At 60.6% G+C, this 20416-nt stretch carries 18 protein-coding genes; all 18 read left to right on the top strand.

Going from position 1 to position 20416, the window contains the following annotated elements; genetic code table 11:
• The first annotated feature begins 25 nt into the window (after positions 1–25).
• Positions 26–1348, top strand: a complete 1323-nt coding sequence (locus ACHMW6_RS30575; protein WP_395402699.1) for an MFS transporter — start codon at positions 26–28, stop codon at positions 1346–1348.
• A gap of 119 nt (positions 1349–1467) precedes the next feature.
• Positions 1468–2520 (top strand): porin, encoded by a 1053-nt coding sequence (locus ACHMW6_RS30570; protein ID WP_395402697.1) that lies wholly within the window; start codon positions 1468–1470, stop codon positions 2518–2520.
• Between the two features lie 191 nt (positions 2521–2711).
• Positions 2712–3707, top strand: a complete 996-nt coding sequence (locus ACHMW6_RS30565; RefSeq protein WP_395402695.1) for an AraC family transcriptional regulator — start codon at positions 2712–2714, stop codon at positions 3705–3707.
• A 151-nt stretch (positions 3708–3858) separates the two neighbouring features.
• Positions 3859–5196, top strand: a complete 1338-nt coding sequence (locus ACHMW6_RS30560) for a Rieske 2Fe-2S domain-containing protein (RefSeq protein WP_395402693.1) — start codon at positions 3859–3861, stop codon at positions 5194–5196.
• Between the two features lie 70 nt (positions 5197–5266).
• The gene (locus tag ACHMW6_RS30555; RefSeq protein ID WP_395402691.1) at positions 5267–6664 is read left to right on the top strand and encodes an amidase; all 1398 of its coding nucleotides are present in this window, start codon (positions 5267–5269) and stop codon (positions 6662–6664) included.
• A gap of 23 nt (positions 6665–6687) precedes the next feature.
• On the top strand, positions 6688–7062 hold the full coding sequence (locus ACHMW6_RS30550) for a 2Fe-2S iron-sulfur cluster-binding protein (protein ID WP_395402689.1): 375 nt from the start codon (positions 6688–6690) through the stop codon (positions 7060–7062).
• Positions 7046–7702, top strand: coding sequence for an FAD-binding oxidoreductase (locus ACHMW6_RS30545; protein WP_395402687.1), 657 nt, complete (start codon positions 7046–7048; stop codon positions 7700–7702). Before ACHMW6_RS30550 ends, ACHMW6_RS30545 begins: the two co-directional genes overlap by 17 nt.
• A 22-nt stretch (positions 7703–7724) precedes the next feature.
• Positions 7725–9065, top strand: coding sequence for a M20 family metallopeptidase (locus ACHMW6_RS30540; protein ID WP_395402685.1), 1341 nt, complete (start codon positions 7725–7727; stop codon positions 9063–9065).
• Positions 9066–9293: 228 nt separating this feature from the next.
• Complete coding sequence (locus ACHMW6_RS30535; RefSeq protein WP_395402683.1) at positions 9294–10343, top strand: WD40/YVTN/BNR-like repeat-containing protein; 1050 nt, start codon at positions 9294–9296, stop codon at positions 10341–10343.
• A gap of 45 nt (positions 10344–10388) precedes the next feature.
• Entirely contained in the window at positions 10389–10598 is a 210-nt protein-coding gene (locus ACHMW6_RS30530; RefSeq protein WP_395402681.1) for a hypothetical protein, read from the top strand.
• The gene (locus tag ACHMW6_RS30525; protein WP_395402679.1) at positions 10583–12751 is read left to right on the top strand and encodes an RND family transporter; all 2169 of its coding nucleotides are present in this window, start codon (positions 10583–10585) and stop codon (positions 12749–12751) included. Before ACHMW6_RS30530 ends, ACHMW6_RS30525 begins: the two co-directional genes overlap by 16 nt.
• Before the next feature lie 23 nt (positions 12752–12774).
• Positions 12775–14397 (top strand): DUF1302 family protein, encoded by a 1623-nt coding sequence (locus ACHMW6_RS30520; RefSeq protein WP_395402677.1) that lies wholly within the window; start codon positions 12775–12777, stop codon positions 14395–14397.
• Positions 14398–14422: 25 nt separating this feature from the next.
• Positions 14423–15670 (top strand): DUF1329 domain-containing protein, encoded by a 1248-nt coding sequence (locus ACHMW6_RS30515; RefSeq protein WP_395402675.1) that lies wholly within the window; start codon positions 14423–14425, stop codon positions 15668–15670.
• 64 nt (positions 15671–15734) lie between these two features.
• Entirely contained in the window at positions 15735–16676 is a 942-nt protein-coding gene (locus ACHMW6_RS30510; protein ID WP_395402673.1) for a 3-carboxyethylcatechol 2,3-dioxygenase, read from the top strand.
• A gap of 28 nt (positions 16677–16704) precedes the next feature.
• Positions 16705–17493, top strand: a complete 789-nt coding sequence (gene mhpD / locus ACHMW6_RS30505) for a 2-keto-4-pentenoate hydratase (RefSeq protein WP_395402671.1) — start codon at positions 16705–16707, stop codon at positions 17491–17493.
• Positions 17494–17506: 13 nt separating this feature from the next.
• Positions 17507–18451, top strand: a complete 945-nt coding sequence (locus tag ACHMW6_RS30500; RefSeq protein ID WP_395402669.1) for an acetaldehyde dehydrogenase (acetylating) — start codon at positions 17507–17509, stop codon at positions 18449–18451.
• Positions 18452–18466: 15 nt separating this feature from the next.
• Positions 18467–19498, top strand: coding sequence for a 4-hydroxy-2-oxovalerate aldolase (dmpG, locus tag ACHMW6_RS30495; protein WP_395402667.1), 1032 nt, complete (start codon positions 18467–18469; stop codon positions 19496–19498).
• Between the two features lie 22 nt (positions 19499–19520).
• Positions 19521–20384: an alpha/beta fold hydrolase gene (locus ACHMW6_RS30490; RefSeq protein ID WP_395402665.1), complete on the top strand. Its 864-nt coding sequence runs from the start codon at positions 19521–19523 to the stop codon at positions 20382–20384.
• The last annotated feature ends 32 nt before the right edge of the window (positions 20385–20416 follow it).

Genomic DNA, 20416 nt, shown 5'->3' with positions numbered 1-20416 from the left:
AGATTAAAGTTAAACCGGAGACGACATGAGTAATATCGATAAAAATGTATCGCTGGAGGCGGCCACCATGCGCAAGGTGACCTGGCGCCTCCTGCCATTCCTGATGGTGTGCTATCTGCTCGCCTTCATCGACCGCGGCAATATTGGCATGGCCGCTTTGCAGATGAACGACGACCTGGGCCTCACCAAGAAGATGTTCGGCTTTGCCGGCAGCCTGTTTTTCTTCTCTTACTTCCTGTTCGAAGTACCCAGCAACCTGGCCTTGCAGAAGTTCGGCGCCCGCAAGTGGATTGCCCGCATCATGGTCACCTGGGGCATCGTTTCCGCAGGCACCGCGTTCGTGCAAGGCCAGAACTCGCTCTTCGTGCTGCGTTTCCTGCTTGGCGCCGCTGAGGCAGGCTTCTTCCCGGGCGTCGTGCTCTACCTGACCTACTGGTTCCCGGCCGCCTATCGCGCCCGTATCATCGCGATGTTCATGGTGGCGATCCCGATGGCCAGCTTTGTCGGCTCGCCGCTTTCCGCGCTGCTGTTACAGACGGACGGCTTCCTGGGCCTGCGCGGCTGGCAGTGGCTGTTTATCCTCGAGGGCTTGCCTACCGTGCTGATGGGCTTCAGCTGCCTCTTCTTCCTGACCGACCGCCCGCACCAGGCCGCCTGGCTGAGCGACGCCGAGCGCAACTGGCTCTGCACCCGCATGGACAGCGAGCGCCAGGAGAAAAAGAGTGTCGCGCGCCAGTCCATCTGGAAGCTGTTCCGCAGCAAGGAAGTATTGGGCATGGCCCTGATCTGTTCGGCCGCTTCCGCAGCGGGCTCCGTGCTTGGCGTGTGGCAGCCCCAGCTGATCAAATCGTTCGGCCTGACCGTCATGCAGACGGGCCTGCTGAATTCCGTGCCCTACGTGATTGCAGCGATCGTCATGGTGGCCTGGGGCCGGCATTCGGACAAAACGGGCGAACGCCGCTGGCACACCGCAATTCCGCTGTCCCTGATTGGTGGCGGCATGCTGTGCACGCTCATCACCAGTGAACTCGCATCGACCATCCTGCTGCTGTCGTGCATCCTGGTCGGCGCCTATTCCTTCAAGGGGCCGTTCTGGGCGCTCAGCTCCAGCTGGCTGGCGCCTTCCGCTGCGGCGGCAGGCCTGGCATCGATCAATGCGTTTTCCAACCTGATTGGCGGTGGCCTGATGGTCAACGTGTATGGCTGGATCAAGCAGGAAACGGGCAGTTATTCGCTGGCGCTGTTGCCGATCGCGGCCCTGGCGGTAGCCAGCATCATCACCCTCTTCTCCCTGAGCAACGACGCCCGTCGTGAGGCCCGCAACGCCGCGGCCAAGGCGACCGTCTGACATCCGCTCTCCCCTGAAGCGGCAGCAATAGCCGCTCCACCTCGGTTTATTCACACCGGCAGTACGCGGAGGGGCCCTGGCGTCCCTTCGCTTCCTAAAACATTATAAAGAGACAAGCAATGAAACGAACTGCACTGATGCTGGCACTGGCGGCCATGTTCCCGGCCGCTGTATTCGCTCAATCCAGCGTAAAGATTTATGGATCGATCGACGCCGGCGTGCGTTACCAGACCAACGTCACCGCCGCAGGCGATGGCCTGTATTCGATGGCATCCGGCAATTCCTACGCCAACCGGCTCGGCTTCCGCGGCCAGGAGGATCTCGGCGACGGAATGAACGCCCACTTCCAGCTGGAGTCAGGCTTCAACACCAAGACCGGCGAACTCGATAATGCCAACAACGTGCTGTTCAACCGTACCGCTTCGGTCGGGATTGGCGGCAAGTGGGGATCGATCGATCTTGGCCGGCAGTACACGATCGGCTTCCGCACCGAAAAATTCCTCGATCCTTTTGATCACCACTACACCGGCATCGTGCCGCTTTCCTCGGGCGCCGGCACGACCCTGCCTGCGGCGGCCAAAACCGCCGGGCTCAGTGCATCATCTTCCTCGGGAACGCGCTTTAATAATGACGTGCACTACACCGGTACGTTTGGCGGACTGATCGTGCGCGCCGAGTATGCGCTGGGCGAAGTGGTGGGCGATACCGGCAAAGGTGCTGCCAAGGCAGCGGGCTTCGCCTACACGGGCGACACTGTGCTCGCTGCGGCCGCCTACACCCGCAAGGAAACGCCGAGCGGATTCACCAACCAGGCCTTTATTGCGGGCGGCGGCGTGAAGTTTGGCGCCATCCGGGCCAAGGCCGGCTTTTCGCGCGAACGCCAGGAATCCGCCAGCGCGGGCACCTATCAGCTAGAGACGGCGTTCGGCGGCGCGAGTTACAGGTTCACCCCGGCGTTGGAGCTGACTGCCGCCGTCTATCGCTCTGCGTTCGATAGTGCAGCGAGCGTCGGCAGTCGCACACTGGCGCTGGCCGGTGGGACTTATGTCTTCTCGAAAAATACAAATCTTTACGCCGAGTTCGACTTGAACCGCTATCGCGGCGCGCTGCTTCCCGCATCGAAGCAGGCTTCCCAGCGAGGCATGTCGGTGGGGATTTTGCACCTGTTCTGATGGCGACGGCTGCGCGCCGACAACGGTTTCCTCCAAGGAATGCGTGCCACAAGTCAAATAATTGATTGACCGACGTGGACTTATTTCCAGATAATCGGGTCGCATGGTGGTGCCACGCATGAAAATAAATTGATTAAGTGCGGATGGGCCTTCTGGTTGCATATCAATCAATTTATCCAATAGAGGCATCTATGGGCCGCGCAGTCTTTCCCTCTCAGACTCCAGCAGACTCTGTATTGGCCGGATATGGCTTGTGCAAAACGGGCAATATTGAAGAAGCCATTGCGGTAGGCGAACGCATTTTCTGCAAGAACAAAGTGTATTCAAAAGATCCGCGGTTCAATACGCGCATCAACTATCGGCGGGCGGGAGGATTAGGTGTCGGACGCATGACCTATGGTGGCGAAGCCATCATTGAACCGGAGGTCATGCACTCGTTTGCCCTGGTCCAGATTCCCATCAGAGGGCGCGAGTTCGTCACGGTAGGAGATCGGCGCGTCCTGTTCGAAGAAGGGCAGGGCGTGATCCTGAACGCTAACGTTCCGACGCGCATCCAGCACATGGAGAACACGGAGAAGATCATCGTCCGTGTGGATAATGACATGATCAAGCGCCAGTGCCAGCAGCATCTCGGCCGCACATTGCGGAAAGATGTCGAGTTCAGGCCGGAGATGGTCCTGGATACGGTTGAAGGACGGAACTTCACCCAGATGCTGGCCTGGATGTGCGATATTCTTTCCAACTCCGACAAGCTTTCGCCTTTGTTGGGCGCGCAGTTCGAATCGACCTTTGTTGCTGCGTTGCTAACTTACCAGCCACATAACTATAGCGCGGAACTGTGCGAGGACAAGGGCTCGTCGCTTGCCCCTTCGTTCGTCAAGAGGGTGGAGCACTACGTCGAAGAGAATGCCCACGAGCCGATCACGGTGGGCGATCTGGCGGAGTACGCCGGGGTCAGCACGCGCTCGCTCTATGCCGGCTTCCGTAATTTCCGCAATACCTCGCCGATGCATTATCTCAAGGAGGTGCGCCTGCGCCGCGTACACGAGGAGCTGCTGCGCTCCTCGTCTTCCAGTGGTGTGGTGACCACCATTGCCTTCCGCTGGGGCTTCAGCCATCTCGGTCACTTCACGACTGACTACAAACGCCGCTTTGGCGAAACCCCGTCCGAAACCCTGATGCGTTGAGCCGGCGGGCGCAAACTATCCCAAAGTTTCTTGCATTGATGGGATAGTGGCTTCGCCCCAGGGAGCGTCATGCAGAGGTGTCACTGCGTACTATGAGTCAACTGTTTCGCGGCACGCGAAACGTTTTTTCATAGAACCGCAGGAGACTTCCATGGCAGATCAACCCGTTGTCCGTCGCCGTATCGTCAAGACCGGCATTAGCGAAGAACGTACCAACAGCAGCAAAGTCCAGAGCCAATACCAGCCGTACAAAGATGCGGCATGGGGCTTCAGCAATCACTGGTATCCCGCACTGTTCAGCAAGGAATTGCCGGAAGACCACGTCGAAGGCATCCAAATTTGTGGTACGCCCATCGTGCTGCGCCGGGTCAACGGCAAGATCTTTGCGTTGAAGGACCAGTGTTTGCACCGGGGCGTGCGCCTGTCGGAAAAGCCGATGTGCTTTAACAAGGAAACGATCTCCTGCTGGTACCACGGGTTCACCTTCAACCTCGATGACGGTGTTTTGTCTACCATCGTAGCCAACCCTGACGACAAGCTGGTTGGTACAACCGGTATCACGACGTATCCGGTACAGGAAGTTGCCGGCATGATCTTCGTGTTCGTACGCGAAGACGATTTCCCCGATGCCGATGTGCCGCCGCTGTCGCATGACCTGCCGTTCCGCTTCCCGGAGAACAGCGAGAAATTCCCGCACCCGCTGTGGCCCGCCTCGCCAAGCATCCTGGACGACAACGCCGTCGCGCATGGCATGCACCGCACCGGCTTCGGCAACTGGCGCATCGCCTGCGAAAACGGCTTCGATAATGCGCACATCCTGGTCCACAAGGACAATACCATCATCCACGCCATGGACTGGGTGCTGCCGCTTGGCATCCTGCCGACCAGCGACGATTGCATCGCCACGGTTGAAGACGACAACGGGCCGAAAGGCCTGGTTCAGTGGCTGTTCACCGAGAAGTGGGCGCCTGTGATGCAAAACAAGGAGCTGGGCCTGAAGGTCGAGAATACCAAGGGCCGTCCGTACCGTACTTCCGTGGTGCTGCCGGGGGTGTTGATGGTCGAGAACTGGCCGGAAGAGCATGTGGTGCAGTACGAATGGTATGTGCCGATCACCGACGATACGCACGAATACTGGGAAGTACTGGTACGCGTCTGCCCGACCGATGCCGAGCGCGAGAAATTCCAATATCGCTTCAACCATTTCTATAAGCCGCTGGCGCTGCACGGCTTTAACGATTGCGACCTGTATGCACGTGAAGCCATGCAGAACTTCTACTCCGATGGTAGCGGCTGGGACGATGAGCAACTGATGGCGACCGATATTTCGCCTATCACCTGGCGCAAGCTGGCTTCGCGCTGGAACCGCGGCATTGCCAAGCCGGCGCGCGGCGTAGCCGGGGCTCGCAAGGACACCAGCCTGCGCTTCAAGGATACGGCGGATGGTCGTCGTCCTGGCTACAAGGTCATCAAGATCGAAGAAGAGTAATCACCGCCCTGGCAGGATCTCGTCGTCGCGCGCGGTCCTGTTTGCCCTTCTTCCCAGGATTGGAATTGGTATGGAAAACGAGTTGCACTATCTGGACATGTTCGACATGTCGCTCTTGATCCGCAGCGGCAGGGTCTCACCCGTCGACATCACGCAGGCGCTGCTTGCGCGTATCGAAAAGCTCGATGGAGCCTTGAACAGCTACGCCTGTGTCGCCGCCGAGTCTGCACTGGCACAGGCCAGGCAGGCTGAAGCCGAGCTGATGCGCGGTAAATGCCGCAGCCCGCTGCACGGCGTGCCCATCGCCGTGAAAGATCTGTTCTGGACCAAAGACATGCCCACCACGGCTGGTACGACCATCCATCGCGGCTTCATGGCGCAGGAGGATGCCACTGTGGTGGCACGCCTGAAGGAAGCCGGTGCGGTCATCCTCGGCAAACTGCGCATGACCGAAGGCGCATTCGCCATTCATCATCCCGACCTGCCGGCGCCCAACAATCCTTGGGGCGCAGCGCATTGGGCCGGGGCCTCGTCCAGCGGCAGTGGCGTGGCCACGGCTGCCGGCCTGTGCTTTGCCGCACTTGGCACCGACACGGGCGGGTCGATCCGCTTCCCTGCTGCCGCCAACAACCTGACCGGCCTGAAGCCGACCTGGGGTCGCGTGAGCCGGTTTGGCGCGTTTGAGCTAGCGGCCAGCCTGGACCATGTCGGCCCGATGGCGCGCAACGCCAAGGATGTGTTGTTCCTGCTGTCCACCATCGCCGGTCACGATCCAAAGGATTCGACCTCGCTGCCCAGCGCATGCCTGGAAATTCCGGGTATCGACGAAAGCTTCAAGGGACTGCGTGTCGGCGTGGACGAGGTCTGGTTGAGCGACGGCGTCGATCCCGCGATCCAGCGGGGCCTGCAGCAGATCATGGACTTGATTCGCCAGGGCGGCGGCAAGCTGGTGCGCGTGGAAATGCCCGATACGCGTGCCGTCAGCTCCAACTGGGAACGCCATTGCGGTGTGCAGACGGCGCTCGCGCACGAGGCTAGCTACCCCAGCCGCGCTGCCGAATATGGCCCCGCGCTCAGCCGGCTGATCGATGGCGGCCGCGAGTTGAGCGGTGTGGACTACCAGCGCATCCTGCTGGCCGCGCAATGGTTCACCGGTGAGGTCGATGCGCTTCTCAACGAGGTTGATCTGGTGCTCGCGCCAGTCCAGCCTCATGCCGCACCAACCTACGAGCAGCTGGCTGGCCTGGCGTCCGACCCGGAAGCCAATCGCCGCCTGATTCAATTCACTTCACCGTTCAACGTCAGCGGCCATCCGTGCCTGAGCCTGCCTTGCGGCTTTACGGAGCAGGGCTTGCCGCTGGGCGCGCAATTCATTGGGAAAAAGGGCTCGGAAGGCACCCTGTGCCGAGCCGGCATGGCCGTGCAGCGCGTCAGCGACTGGCACAAACAGCATCCGCCCGGACTCTGAAATTCATCAGCGAGATACACATCATGCATCAGGTAACTTTCAACTTTGCGGACGGTGCGAGCCGCAGCTTCGATGTCGCGCCTGGCGAACCCATCCTCAATGCCGCCATTGCGGCGGAAATTCCCGTGCTGTACCAATGCCAGTCGGGCAGTTGCTCCACCTGCGTGGCCAAGCTGTCAGATGGCGATGCGCAGACCCGTGCCGGCGCCAGCTCGACCCTGCTGTCCAGCGAAGTCAGCGACGGCTTGCGCCTGCTCTGTGTGTGCGAAGCCAAAACGGATTGCAGCTTCGATCTCGCTTACACTAGCGAAGCCGGCGCGGAACGTCCCCCAGCAAGTCAATGCCTTCGTCGACTCGGTAGAGCAGGTCGCCAGCAATGCCGTGCGCCTGAGACTTGAACTGGCGGAGGGCGACTGGATGGAGTTTCGCCCCGGCCAGTTCATGCAGATCGAAGTGCCGGGACAAGGCGCCGTGCGCAGCTATTCGCCGTCGAGCGTAGGCACGGATGTGCCGAAGCTTGAGTTCCTGATCCGCATCCTGCCCGATGGCGCGATGTCCAACTTCCTGTCGAAGGAAGTGGAACCGGACCAGGTGTTGAAACTGACAGGTCCTTACGGTTCCTTCTTCCTGCGCGAGGAGAAGAAGCGTGCACCGCACATTTTCGTGGCTGGCGGCACAGGCCTGGCGCCCATCCTGTCGATGATTGATACGCTACGCCAGACCAGCGGCCGCAAGCCGCGCATGCTGCTCAGCTTCGGTTGCGCCACCCCGGACGCGCTGTTTTGCCTGCAGGACCTCGATCTGCGTAAGCAATGGCTGCCGACGCTCGAGACGCGCATCTGTGTGGACCGGGATCCGCAGGAGGGTATGCACCACGGCAATCCGGTCAGCGCCTTGTGCGCAGGCGATGTGACGCACGATACCGTGGCGTACCTGTGCGGTCCGCAGGTCATGATCGATGCGGCGACGCGGCGCCTCATCGAACTGGGCGCCGCGCCGGAAAATATCTACAGCGAACAGTTCACGCCGAGCAATTAAGCAAGGCAGAAAGAGAGTCGTCATGTCCTCGTCGACACCAACCACCCAAGCGCCGTTTTCCGACCTGCAGAAGCAGTGGTATGAGCAAGCCTGCGCCAAGATCAATCCCAGGCGCCTGCAAAGACTGCTGTTCGATCTGACCAATATCCACAGCCCGACCGGGGCCACGCGCGCTGCCAGCGAATTCATGGCCGGGCACCTGCGCTCGTTGGGTTTCGAGGCCGACTATCAAGCCCTTACCGATATCAGCGGCAACGTCAGGGCGCAGTACAGGGGCAGCGGCGGTGGTGCTGCCGTGATGTTGTATGCCCCGATCGATACCCACCTCGAATGCACGCCGGAAGAAAAGGCGGAGCTGACCGGTCCTGCAGTCGAAGCCGATATGCAGCCCTACGCGCAGCAGGTTGATGACTGGGTGTACGGGCTGGGATCCTCGAATCCAAAGGGCATGATCGCCACGTTGACCGAAGTCGCCACTGCACTGATTGAAGCCAGGGTGCCGATCAAGGGCGACCTGCTAATGGGCCTGGCTGATGGCGGAATGCCGGTGGACATTGCAGCGCGACAGCATGCCGGCATGTCCGGCGGCGTACTGCATCTTCTGAATCGAGGCATGTATCCCGACTTCGCCATCATCATGAAGCCGTGGAACTGGATCTATCACGAAGAGCCAGGGATGGCCTGGTTCAAGCTGCGTGTTTACGGCACCCTGGGCTACGCCGGCGTGCCGCACGATATTCCAGGTTTCCGCAGTTCGGTCGGCGCGATGGCGACCGTCATTCCGGAATTGGAGAAATGGATCATCGAGTATGCCGAGAGAAACACCTCTGGCGTGGTCAAGCCGCACGGCTGGATCGCCGGTGTGCGCGGCGGTTCGCCCGAACGGCCAGCCTTCCCGAGCTTCCTGACGGAATTGTTCTTCGATGTGCGCGTCAACCCGCGCACCTCGCCGGCGGAAGTAAAGGCGCAATTCGCAAACTTTGTCTCTGCTCTCAAGGCGCGCCGTCCGGAACTGCAGATGGACTGGGAAATGTACGGCTCCGTGCCCGGCGGCACGACCGATCCGCAGAACTGGATCATCCAGTCCGCCAGGCGCGGTTGGGAGTACATCGAGGGCAGGCCGCATGGCACGCCGGACCTGCTGGGGGGGCAGACCGATGGCGCGGCTTTGCGCCGCTGGGGGGTACCGACCGCACGCATCGGCTGGCCATGGCCGGCGCGGGGTTCGCCACTGCCGGTTGCCGAAGGGTTGGGCGGCATGGGCGCAACCTACATCCCTGAGCTGATCCCTTGTGCCAGGAAAATCATGTATGCGCTCATCGACACGCTGACCCGTAGCCGTGAGGAAGTCGGCCTGCGGTAAGCAACATGCATTATCCGGAAAATGCACTCCTGCGCGACCCATGTGGTCGCGCTTTTGTTTTTTTGGAGCCCAGCCGCCGCTCCGGTTGTGGTGCGATTGCCATGCTGCCGTCAAATATTGCAGCGAAGGGATAAGCCCGCGGTCTCTGGATAGTCGCGCCGAGACCAGCTCTACAGAATGCAATCCATAGAGGCCGTTTTCCGGCATCTCAATTTTGTGGATCGCTTCATGAACAAGTCTTCCAGTCTCAACACCGTGAACCTGGGCCAGCCAAAAGGCAAGCCGCGGTTGGCCGGTTTCGTGGTCTCGGCGCTGCCGTGGCTGATCATTTCCGGTCTGCTGTATGCGGGCCTTTTCGTCAAGCCCAGGCCAGTCGGCGGCAGCGTCACGCCGCCGATCCTGGAACACCGTGACCGCGTTTACGGCATCGCCCATGGAGAAAATGGCACGCTGCTGGCGGCGGCTTCCAACGGCAAGATCTTCGCCATCGGCAAAGACGGCAGTATCACGCGCCAGCCAACACCGGTATTCCTATCCCTGCAGGACATCGCCGCCTTCGACGGCACCCGGGCAGTGGCGGTCGGGAATGACAACACCGTGCTTTACACCGAAGACGGCGGCAAGCATTGGATCCAGTCCGGCAATGTGCCGCGCTCGGCCGTCGCCAACAAGCTGAACCGCCTGCGCGCCGGCGCCAACGGCGTAGCAGTGGCCGTCGGCGAGATGGGGGCCCTGCTGCTGACACCGGACTACGGCAAGACCTGGCAACGCCTGCGCAAGGAAGAGGACGTGGCCTGGAACGATGTGGCCATTCTCGATGCAAACAATTTGCTGGTAGCGGGCGAATTCGGCCGCATGCTGCGCAGCGCAAACGGCGGCAAGGACTGGATCGAGGAACAGGCGCCAGTCAAGGGTTCGCTGATGGCGCTTGCTTTCCGCGACACGGTCAACGGCGTTGCCGTCGGCCTGGACGGCGTGGTGCTGACAAGCAGCGATGGTGGACGCAAGTGGGTTAAGGCCGACACGGGCATTCACGATCACTTGCTGGACGTGCTGTGGAACGCCGACAAGAAGGAATGGTTCGCTGTCGGCGTGATGGGGCGCTGGGTCAGCGGCGCGCCGGCTGGCGAGGGTGTGGACTGGAGCAGCGGCGTTTTGGGCGAGCACACCTTGTCCTGGCACACCCGCGCACTCGCCGCCGGACCCGTTTATTGGCTGTCGGGCGCCGATATCGGTACCTGGGACGGCAAGCAATGGTCGCCACTGACATCCCGCTGACCCTGTCCTGAGTCCCTGTTCTTAATCACCTAGCCAAGAGTTGCCATGATTGAACGCATCGCACATTTCTGCATCCGCCGCCGGAACTGGGTAGCCGGCCTGTTGGCTGCCTGTACTCTGATCCTGAGCTGGTTTGCCCTGCAAATTCAGGTACGCACCGTGTTCGAGGATATGCTGCCCTCGAAGCACGAATACGTGAAGACACACGAAAAATTCAAGGATACCTTCGGCGGCTCGACATGGTCACGATCATGATCGAGGTCGACCAGGGCGATATCTTCCACAAGTCCGTGCTGGAGAAAGTACGCGACCTGACGCTGGCCATGCGCGAAGTGTCTGCGGTCAATCAGTTCCAGATTACGTCGCTGGCTTCCAAGAAGCTCAAGGAAGTGCATTCGTCCACCGAAGGTATCGAAAGCTCGCCGCTGATGTGGCCGGACGTACCTCAGGATGCCGAACGAATGGCCGAACTGAGGTCCGCCGTGCTGCGCAATCCGCTGGTGTATGGCCCCTACGTATCGAAGGACTTACAAGCCACGCTCATCACGGTCGACTTCATCGACCAGAAAGTGGATTACGCCACGGTCTTCAAGGAAATCAATGCCGCCATTGCCAAAGTCGATGACGGTTCGGTGCGCATCCGTGTGGTGGGCGATCCGATCCTGTTCGGCTGGGTGAACCACTATCTGCCGGAAACGCTGCACCTCGTGTTTTACGCGTTGGGCCTGACGCTGGTCATGCTGTTCGTGTTGCTGCGCACCTGGCGCGGCGTAGTGCTGCCTTTGCTGGCCGGCCTGGTCAGCGCGATCTGGGCACTGGGCATCTGCCAGATCCTGGGCATCCATTTCGAACCGCTGGTCATCGTGGTGGCGATGCTGATCACCTCGCGGGCGGTGTCGCACTCGGTGCAGATTGTTAACCGCTTCGATGATGAACTGGACATACAGCCGGAAGGCGTTGAGCTCCCACGCACCGCGGCCAGGGTTGCACTGGCAGACTTGTTCCGACCCGGCATGCTGGGGGTGATTGCCGATGCCGCATGCATGGCCGTGGTCGCCATGAGCCCGATCCCCATGCTGCAGAAGCTGACGGTGCTGTCGGTGGTCTGGGTTGCCACCCTGACGGTAAGCGCTGTGATCCTGACACCGGTATTGTTGTCCTACATCCGCAAGCCGCGTGGCTTCGCGCATCCGGTCAACCTGCAGCCACTGTTGCGCAAGGTGCTCGATTTCGCCGTGGGCATCACCCTGTCCCGCGCCCGTTTTGTCGTGCTGGCTATAAGCCTCATAGTGATCGTCAGCGCCGGCATCTATGCGCTGAACCTGAAGATCGGCGATGCCAATCCGGGTTCGCCGATTCTTTGGCCGCAAGCGAAATACAACCAGGATTCTTCTGCGATCAACAAGCGCTTCGAGGGCGTCGACCGCATGTTCGTGGTCATTGGTGACGACAAGCATCCCGGCCTAGTCAAGAGCAATGAGGCGCTGCAATCGATGAACCGCTTCCAGCGCTTCATGGAAGTGCAGCCGGAGATCGGCGGCTCGCTTTCGGTTGCCGACGTGCTGCCGCACGTCAATGCCAGCCTGCACGAAGGCAATCCACACTATCTGGAAATGTCGGATAACGAGGCCATCAACGGCAGCCTCCTGGCCATGCTCGATTCGGTCTCAGAGCCTGGCGATATGGACCGCTTCATCGATCGGGGCCCTGCCAACGCTTCGGTGACGCTGATGTTCCGCGACCGCCAGGGCGAAACCATACGTACCGCGGTGGCGCGCATCAAGGAATTCATCGCCGCCAATCCGCTCAGGGAGGGCAAGTGGCAGCTGGCCGGCGGCACGGTCGGCGTGATGGCCGCGATCAACGAGATCATCCTGTCGAGCCAGATCGAAGCCATTGCACTGGCGCTGCTGGTTCTGGCCGTGCTGTGCACCATCGTCTATCGCTCCACGATCGCCGGCATGCTGTTCATGGTGCCAGTGATTATCTCCAACATGCTGACCTTTGCTTTCATGGTCTGGATGGGCATCGGCATGAGCATCAACACCGTGCCGGTGGCCGCGTTGGGCATCGGCCTTGGCGTTGACTACGCTTTCTACATCGCAGACCGCGTCAAGGAAGAGATCGCCATTGGTAGCACACCCGAACACGCCATCCGCCAGGCGCTGCAGTCGGCCGGCATGGGTGTCATCGTCACGGCAAGCGTGCTGATCCTCAGCACCCTGTTGTGGTGGGTGTCTTCGCTGCGCTTTCAGGCAGAGATGGGCCTGCTGATGGCTATCTGGCTGAGCGTGTCGGCAATGTCGGCGCTCTTCGTCATGCCTTCCATGATTTACGTATTCCGCCCGAAGTTCATCTTCGGCGAATCCCACGGCGAAATGCGGACGCCGCTGGAGCAAGCCGCCTGAGCAGCCGCATACCAAAGCAAAACATGACACCTTCAACGCATTTGCAGGAATATAAAATGAGAAAACGCAACAGGAGCCTTTCGCCAAGCCGCTGTCTTTTCGGCGCGCTTGTCCCCACGTTCATATTGGCAGCGGCCAGTCCCCTGGCACTGGCCGGCGATGCAGCAGCTTCGACAGATATGACAGCTTCCAATGAAGAGAGCCGCTTCCATTTTGACGGCTATCTGCGCCAGGAAATATCCGTCAACGCCAAGAACTGGGACGACACGCCCGATTACAAAGACCAGGGCAAGGTATCCATGGCGCGTTCGACTATCCGCCTGAACGTGGACTTCAAGGCGAGCGATGCCGTGTCGTTCTCGGCCAAGGCGCGCGCCTCCTATGAATACGAGACGCCGTTCCTGAGTCACCTGAAGTCGATGGGGGCCTACAACTATAACAATGGCAAGCTGATGGACTTGTACAAGGACATCGACCTGCGCGAGTGGTATGCCGATGTCAAAGTGAACGATCGCGTTAAATTCCGCCTGGGCAAACAGCAGATCGTCTGGGGCGAGACCGACTTCTTCGTCGCCAACGACCTGGCCATGGGTTATGACTACACCTGGCGCAGTTTCCTGGAGCCGGCCAACGAAGAACTACGCAAGGGCAGTATCGCCGCCAAGCTCAATATCGATGTGCCCGAACTAAATGGCGGCATCGAAGCCTTCCTGCGCCCCGGCTGGGATAGGAAGCGCGACATGGGCACTGAGATCGACATCTACGGCGGTCGCTGGTCCAGCCAGCCATACGCCGGCGTGGATTTCCGCAACATCGACCCCTACGCCTGGAACAATAGCGAAGCCGACATCCACAGCAAGACAGGCGGCGTGCGCTGGACCGGCCTAGCCGGCGATACCAATTATTCGCTGTCGTGGATGCGCACTTTCTACAACGCACCGATCCTGAACTCGTCGATGAATCCGGTCGGCAGCGGGGACGCTGCCTCGATGGGCTTTGCCGGCGACATCATCTACCCGATTGTCAACATCTTCGGTGCAACGGCCAGCCGCTATTCCGACATGGCCGATGCCGTATTCAGTGCCGAAGTCGCCTACATCAAGGGCGCGCCTTACAACTACCAGGCCGCCAGCGCAATGATGCTGAGCCAGTTGATCGCTCCCGGCTTCGACGGCTGGAGGCGCAAGAACGTGGTCGCTTCCATGATCCGCATGGACAAGAACTTCGCCTTCACTCAGACCCTGCTGGGCACAGAGAAGCCGATGTTCTTCTCGGTGCAGGTATTCGATAAGTGGATCCAGAATTTCGACGCGGATGACGGACTGCTGTATAGCGTGGGCTGGGGCGGCAAGGTCAAGCGCCACAACGCGCTCGTGACCACCATCTTCGACCTAAGCTATGACAACGGCCGCCTCCATCCGCAGCTCGTGCTGGGCTCGGACGTGACCAATGGCGGCGGCTTCTATGTGCCCTCCGTGACCTTCCAGCTGAGCAAGAACTTGCGCTGGAAGATTGAATACGACGGTTTTTGGGATAGTGGCCATCGCCCGGCCGGCGCCGTTGGCGTGAATCAGGACAACGCCACGATGTTCGGTTATTTCCACAAGCGTGACCAGGTCTACACCAGCCTGACCTACCAGTTCTAATCCACATCAACACGGAGACAAAATCATGAAAGCAAGCTCATATCGTCACCTGCTGGCTGCGCTGATCGGCGCGGCCTGCCTGCCGGCGCTGGCGGCCGATCTGGCTGAAGGAACGGTGATTTCCGCCGCTAACCTCGACCAGCTGAAGAACCAGACCTTTGAAGGCCACACCATCGGCAGCATGCTGACCGAAAAGATGGAAGCCCGCATCCGTACCGGTGGCTGGAAGCTCACGCTGGCTCGCTCGAAGAAAATTCCTCTCGATCCGCGCTGGGTCAAGGCCAGCAAGGCCAACGAAGGCAAGACCAGGATCAACGATGCAGCCTGCAAGGTCGATGGCTGGAAAGCCGGCGCGCCATTCCCGAGCATCGACATGAAGGATCCTGAAGCGGCGAAGAAGGTGATCTGGAACGTGGGCATCGGCGCGTTGCTTGGTGACGTGTCCTCGGTGCCGAATTTCACGCAATTGCTGATCGACGGCAAGACCGGCATCCACGCCGAGCTGGTGGCCGAATTCACCCGCCTCAATATGAAAGGCCGCCTGAGCGGCAATTCATCGACGCTCGGCGAGGATGATGAAAGCGGACGCCAGCTGCTGTTCTTCAAGGCGCCTTCCGAGGTCAAGGGCATCGGCACCTATTCCATGATGTATGACTCGAACAAGGTGCCGGATGTCTGGGCCTATGTGCCGGCGGTACGCCGTACGCGCCGCTTGTCGGGCGGCGCCTGGATGGATCCGGTCGGTTCTTCCGATCAATTACAGGATGACCTGGAGGGATTCAATGCACGCCCTTGCTGGTATCCGGACTACAAGCTTTTGGGCAAGCGCTGGGTCCTGGCGCCGGCCAACAGCAAGCTGGATGTCTGGCAGCAGAAGGCCTCGTCACCTGCCGATAAGTATCCGACGCTGGACCGAGGCGCGCCGTACTGGAACCTCAATGACAATTTTGAGCCGCGCGAAGTTTACATGGTTGAGGTAACAACGCCGTCGCAGCATCCATACAGCAAGAAGGTGCTCTATGTCGAGACCGAATACCCGCGCGTTCATTATGTGGAAGCCTATAACCGCAAGGGTGAATTTTGGAAGTTCATGGAGATCCACTCCTACGTCAATACCAAGGATGGCGATATCCGCACCGTCGCGGCCGACGTGATCGATGTCCAGCGCAACCACGCGACGATTTCGCTGATCGATGTTTCGACCTGGCGCACCAATTTCGATGCCAAGCCGAGTGATGTGTCCTTGAACCGGCTGGAGTCTGCCGGACGCTGATCAGGGGCTGCAGGGCCGCTCACTACCCCGGAGTGAGCGGCCGGTCTAATTCTTAAGCATCAATATGCCAATTCATCTCGAATGCCTTTCCCACACGCCGCTGCACGGCTATTTCGATCCGGCGCCGGAAGTGGTGGCGGAAGTGGAGCGCGTGCAGGCTGCTGCGCTCGAACGCGTGCGCGCCTACGATCCCGAACTGGTCGTGGTGTTCGCGCCAGACCACTATAACGGCTTCTTTTACGACCTGATGCCGCCGTTCTGCATTGGCGCGGACGCCAGCGCCGTGGGCGACTACAAGAGTCTTGCCGGACCACTGGCGGTGCCGTGCACACTGGCGCGCGACATGGCGGCGAGTGTGCTTGCGGACGATATTGACACGGCCTTGTCCTATCGCATGCAGGTCGATCACGGCTGCGCACAGGCGCTGGAGGTACTGACAGGTGGCCTGGACGTGTATCCGGTGATTCCGGTGTTTATCAATTCCGTCGCACCACCCATGGCGACGCTGCGCCGCACGCGCCTGTTCGGAGAGGCCATCGGACGCTTCCTGAAGCGCAGCGGCAGACGTGTGCTCGTCATCGGCTCAGGCGGAATCTCGCACGAGCCGCCTGTACCGGAGCTGGCTACCGCCAACGATGAAGTGGCCGAGCGCCTCATTGCCGGACGCAACCCGACACCCGAAGCGCGCGCCGCACGCCAAGCACGCACGATAGCCGCAGCCAAGGACTTCACCGCAGGCAGCAGCAGTCTGCGTCCGCTGAATCCCGAGTGGGATCTCGCTTTCCTTGAGCGGCTGGCGAACGATTTTCCAGCAGTTGACAGCATGAGCAACGACGACATCACGCGCGATGGCGGCAGGTCCGCACACGAGATCCGTACCTGGGTCGCTGCATTCGGTGTGCTGTCGGCCTACGGCGGCTACAGCGCCTCGATGGATTTCTATCGTGCGATTCCAGAATGGATCGCGGGATTCGCGGCCATGCACGCCGTGCCAGCCGCAGCATGAATACACATAGACGAAACAGGAGTCATTGATGTCCAACAAGAATACCGTGCAGGCATTGGCAGCCAGGCTGCGCCAGGCCGAAACCGCCCGGCAAACCGTCGCTCCGCTACGCGGCGACATCGCGCTCGACGATATGGCCACGGCCTATGCCGTGCAGCAGGCGAATGTGGATGCCCGCCTGGCGCAGGGCGAGCGCATCGTCGGCCGCAAGATTGGCCTGACCTCGCTCGCCGTGCAAAAGCAATTGGGCGTCGACCAGCCCGACTTCGGCGCGCTGTTCGCCAGCATGGCTTATGGCGACGGCGAAGCGATGCCGCTCTCGAAGCTCATCCAGCCCAAGGTCGAGGCTGAAATCGCGCTCGTGCTGGAGCGCGACCTGACGCAGGAAAAGCATACCTTCGCCGATATCATCAGCGCAAGCGCCTATGCACTGGCGGCGATTGAAGTGGTCGACAGCCGCATCCAGAACTGGGACATTCGTTTCGTCGATACCGTCGCCGACAACGCTTCGAGCGCACTGTTCGTGCTGGGCAGCCGCCCGGTGCGCCTGTCCGATGCCGATCTCGCCGCGGCCACGATGACACTGTCGCGCGAAGGCGAAGTGCCGTCGCGCGGCAGTGGCGCCGCCTGTCTGGGCAATCCGCTGAACGCCGCCGCCTGGCTGGCCGATCGCATGGTCAGGCTGGGTACGCCGCTGCGTGCCGGCGATGTGGTGCTGACCGGCGCGCTTGGACCGATGGTGGCCGTCACGCAGCCGGGTACGTTTACTGCTCAAATCGAAGGACTCGGCGCGGTGCGCGCCGTGTTCTCTGCATAACACTGGAGTCTTTATGGGAAAGAAAATCAAAGCCGCCATCATTGGTTCGGGCAACATCGGCACGGACCTGATGATCAAGATTTTGCGGCATGGAAAGCATATCGAGATGGGGACGATGGTTGGCATCGACCCCAATTCGGACGGCCTGGCGCGAGCCGTGCGCATGGGTGTGGCTGTCACGCACGAGGGCGTGGAAGGTTTGGCGCGCATGCCGGATTTTGGTGAGATCGGCATCGTCTTCGACGCCACTTCGGCGTCGGCGCATGTCAGCAACGACGCCTTCCTGCGAAAGCTCAATCCAGGCATCCGCATGGTCGACTTGACGCCGGCGGCGATCGGCCCATACTGCGTCCCCGTGGTGAACGGCGTTGAGCATCTGGAAGCGCCGAATGTCAACATGGTCACCTGTGGCGGCCAGGCCACGATCCCGATGGTCGCGGCGGTTTCGCGCGTGGCTAAGGTCTATTACGGCGAGATCATCGCTTCGATTTCAAGCAAGAGCGCTGGCCCAGGCACGCGCGCCAACATCGACGAATTCACGGAAACAACTTCCAGGGCGATCGAACAGGTCGGCGGCGCGCAAAAGGGCAAGGCCATCATCATCCTGAACCCGGCTGAACCGCCCTTGATCATGCGCGACACGGTGTACTGCATGACGGCACTCAATGCCGACCAGGAAGCGATCCGCAAATCGATTAAGGACATGGCGGCAGCCGTGCAGGAATACGTGCCCGGCTACCGCCTGAAGCAGGAAGTCCAGTTCGACCGTTTTGAGGATGGCCTGAACCTGCCCGGTATTGGCAACACGCCGGGGCTGAAAGTCTCCGTCTTCCTCGAAGTTGAGGGTGCAGCCCACTACCTGCCGGCCTACGCCGGCAACCTCGACATCATGACAAGCGCAGCCTTGAAGACCGCCGAGCGCATGGCGGAACGTGAATTTTCTGTGGCAATGGCCTGAAGCGGAGCAATGAATATGATCGACAAGAGTAAGAAAATCTACGTCTCCGACGTAACGCTGCGCGACGGTATGCACGCCATCCGTCACCAGTATTCTCTGGCGCAAGCGGTACAGGTCGCCAGAGCGCTGGACGAGGCAAAAGTGGATTCCATCGAAGTCGCGCACGGCGACGGTTTGCAGGGCGCCAGCTTTAACTACGGCTTCGGCGCACACACGGACTTGGAGTGGATCGAAGCGGTGGCCGGCGTGCTGAAACATGCGAAGGTCGCCACCCTGCTGCTGCCCGGCATCGGCACTGTCCACGACCTGAAGAATGCCTATGACGCTGGCGCGAGGGTGGTGCGTGTCGCCACCCACTGCACTGAAGCGGACGTCTCCCGACAGCACATCGAATACGCAAGGCACCTGGGCATGGACACAGTGGGCTTCCTGATGATGAGCCACATGACCACGCCGCAAAATCTCGCGCAGGAAGCCAAGAAGATGGAGAGCTACGGCGCAACCACGATCTACGTGGTGGACTCGGGCGGTGCACTGAATATGTACGACGTGGCGGACCGCTTCAAGTCGTTCAAGGACGTGCTGAAACCCGAGACGCACACCGGCATGCATGCGCACCATAATCTCAGCCTCGGCGTGGCCAACTCCATTGTCGCGCTGGAGCATGGCTGCGATCGCATCGATGCCAGCCTGACCGGCATGGGGGCGGGCGCCGGCAACGCGCCGCTGGAGGTGTTCATCGCGGCGGTGGACCGCATGGGATTGAGCCACGGCTGCGACGTCAAGAAGCTGATCGATGCCGCGGAAGACATCGTGCGGCCGCTCCAGGAGCGCCCCGTACGGGTGGACCGCGAAACGCTGGCTCTGGGCTACGCCGGCGTTTACAGCAGCTTCCTGCGTCACTCGGAAGCCGCGGCGCAGAAATACGGCTTGCCGGCTTTCGACATCCTGGTCGAGCTGGGCAAGCGCCGCATGGTCGGCGGGCAGGAAGACATGATCGTCGACGTGGCGCTGGACATGCTCAAGCAGCGCGCCGAACACGCATGAAATAACAAAAGGAACCTGGATAATGAATTTCACAGAAGCCTCCACGAGCAGGTTCGTGCGCATCAGGCACGGCGAACTGGGTCTGAACATCCATTACAACGATGTGAGGAGCGACGGCGGTAACGGCGAAACCGTGGTCATGCTGCACGGCTCCGGCCCCGGCGCCAGCGGCTGGGCCAACTTCCATCGCAACATCGAACCACTGGTCGCCGCCGGCTACCGAGTGGTGCTGATGGACTGCCCGGGCTGGAGCAAGAGCGACACCATCGTCAACACCGGCTCCCGCTCGGAACTGAATGCCGCCATCCTGAAGGGCCTGGTCGATGTGCTGGATATCGAGCGCATCCATATCCTCGGCAATTCAATGGGTGGGCACAGTGCGGTGGCCTTCGCTCTGGCGAACAAGAGGCGCATTGGCAAGCTGGTTCTCATGGGCGGAGGCACCGGCGGTCCGAGCCTGTATGCGCCGATGCCCACCGAAGGGATCAAGCTGCTCAATGGCGTCTATCGCGAGCCGACCATCCAGAACCTGAGGCGCATGATGGACGTGTTCGTGTACGATGCCAGCGCGATCACGGAGGACCTTATGCAGCAGCGATTGAACAACATTCTCGCGCGCCGGGACCACTTGGAAAACTTCCTCAAGAGCCTGGCGGCTAATCCAAAGCAGTTCAACGACTACAGCTCGCGCCTTGGCGAGATCACGGCACCGACACTGGTCATCTGGGGGCGTGACGACCGCTTCGTGCCGCTGGACACCGGGCTGAAACTGATTGCCGGCATCGCGAATTCGCAGATGCACATCTTTAGCCGCTGCGGCCACTGGGTACAGTGGGAGCATGCCGATGCCTTCAACCGGATGATGCTCGACTTCCTCGGAACTTGAAACCAAAGCGCCGCATAGATGGAGGGATCTGC

The sequence above is a fragment of the Pseudoduganella sp. UC29_106 genome, assembly GCF_044055365.1.
GTDB lineage: Bacteria > Pseudomonadota > Gammaproteobacteria > Burkholderiales > Burkholderiaceae_D > Rugamonas.
This window is presented reverse-complemented; position numbering and strand designations above follow the sequence as displayed.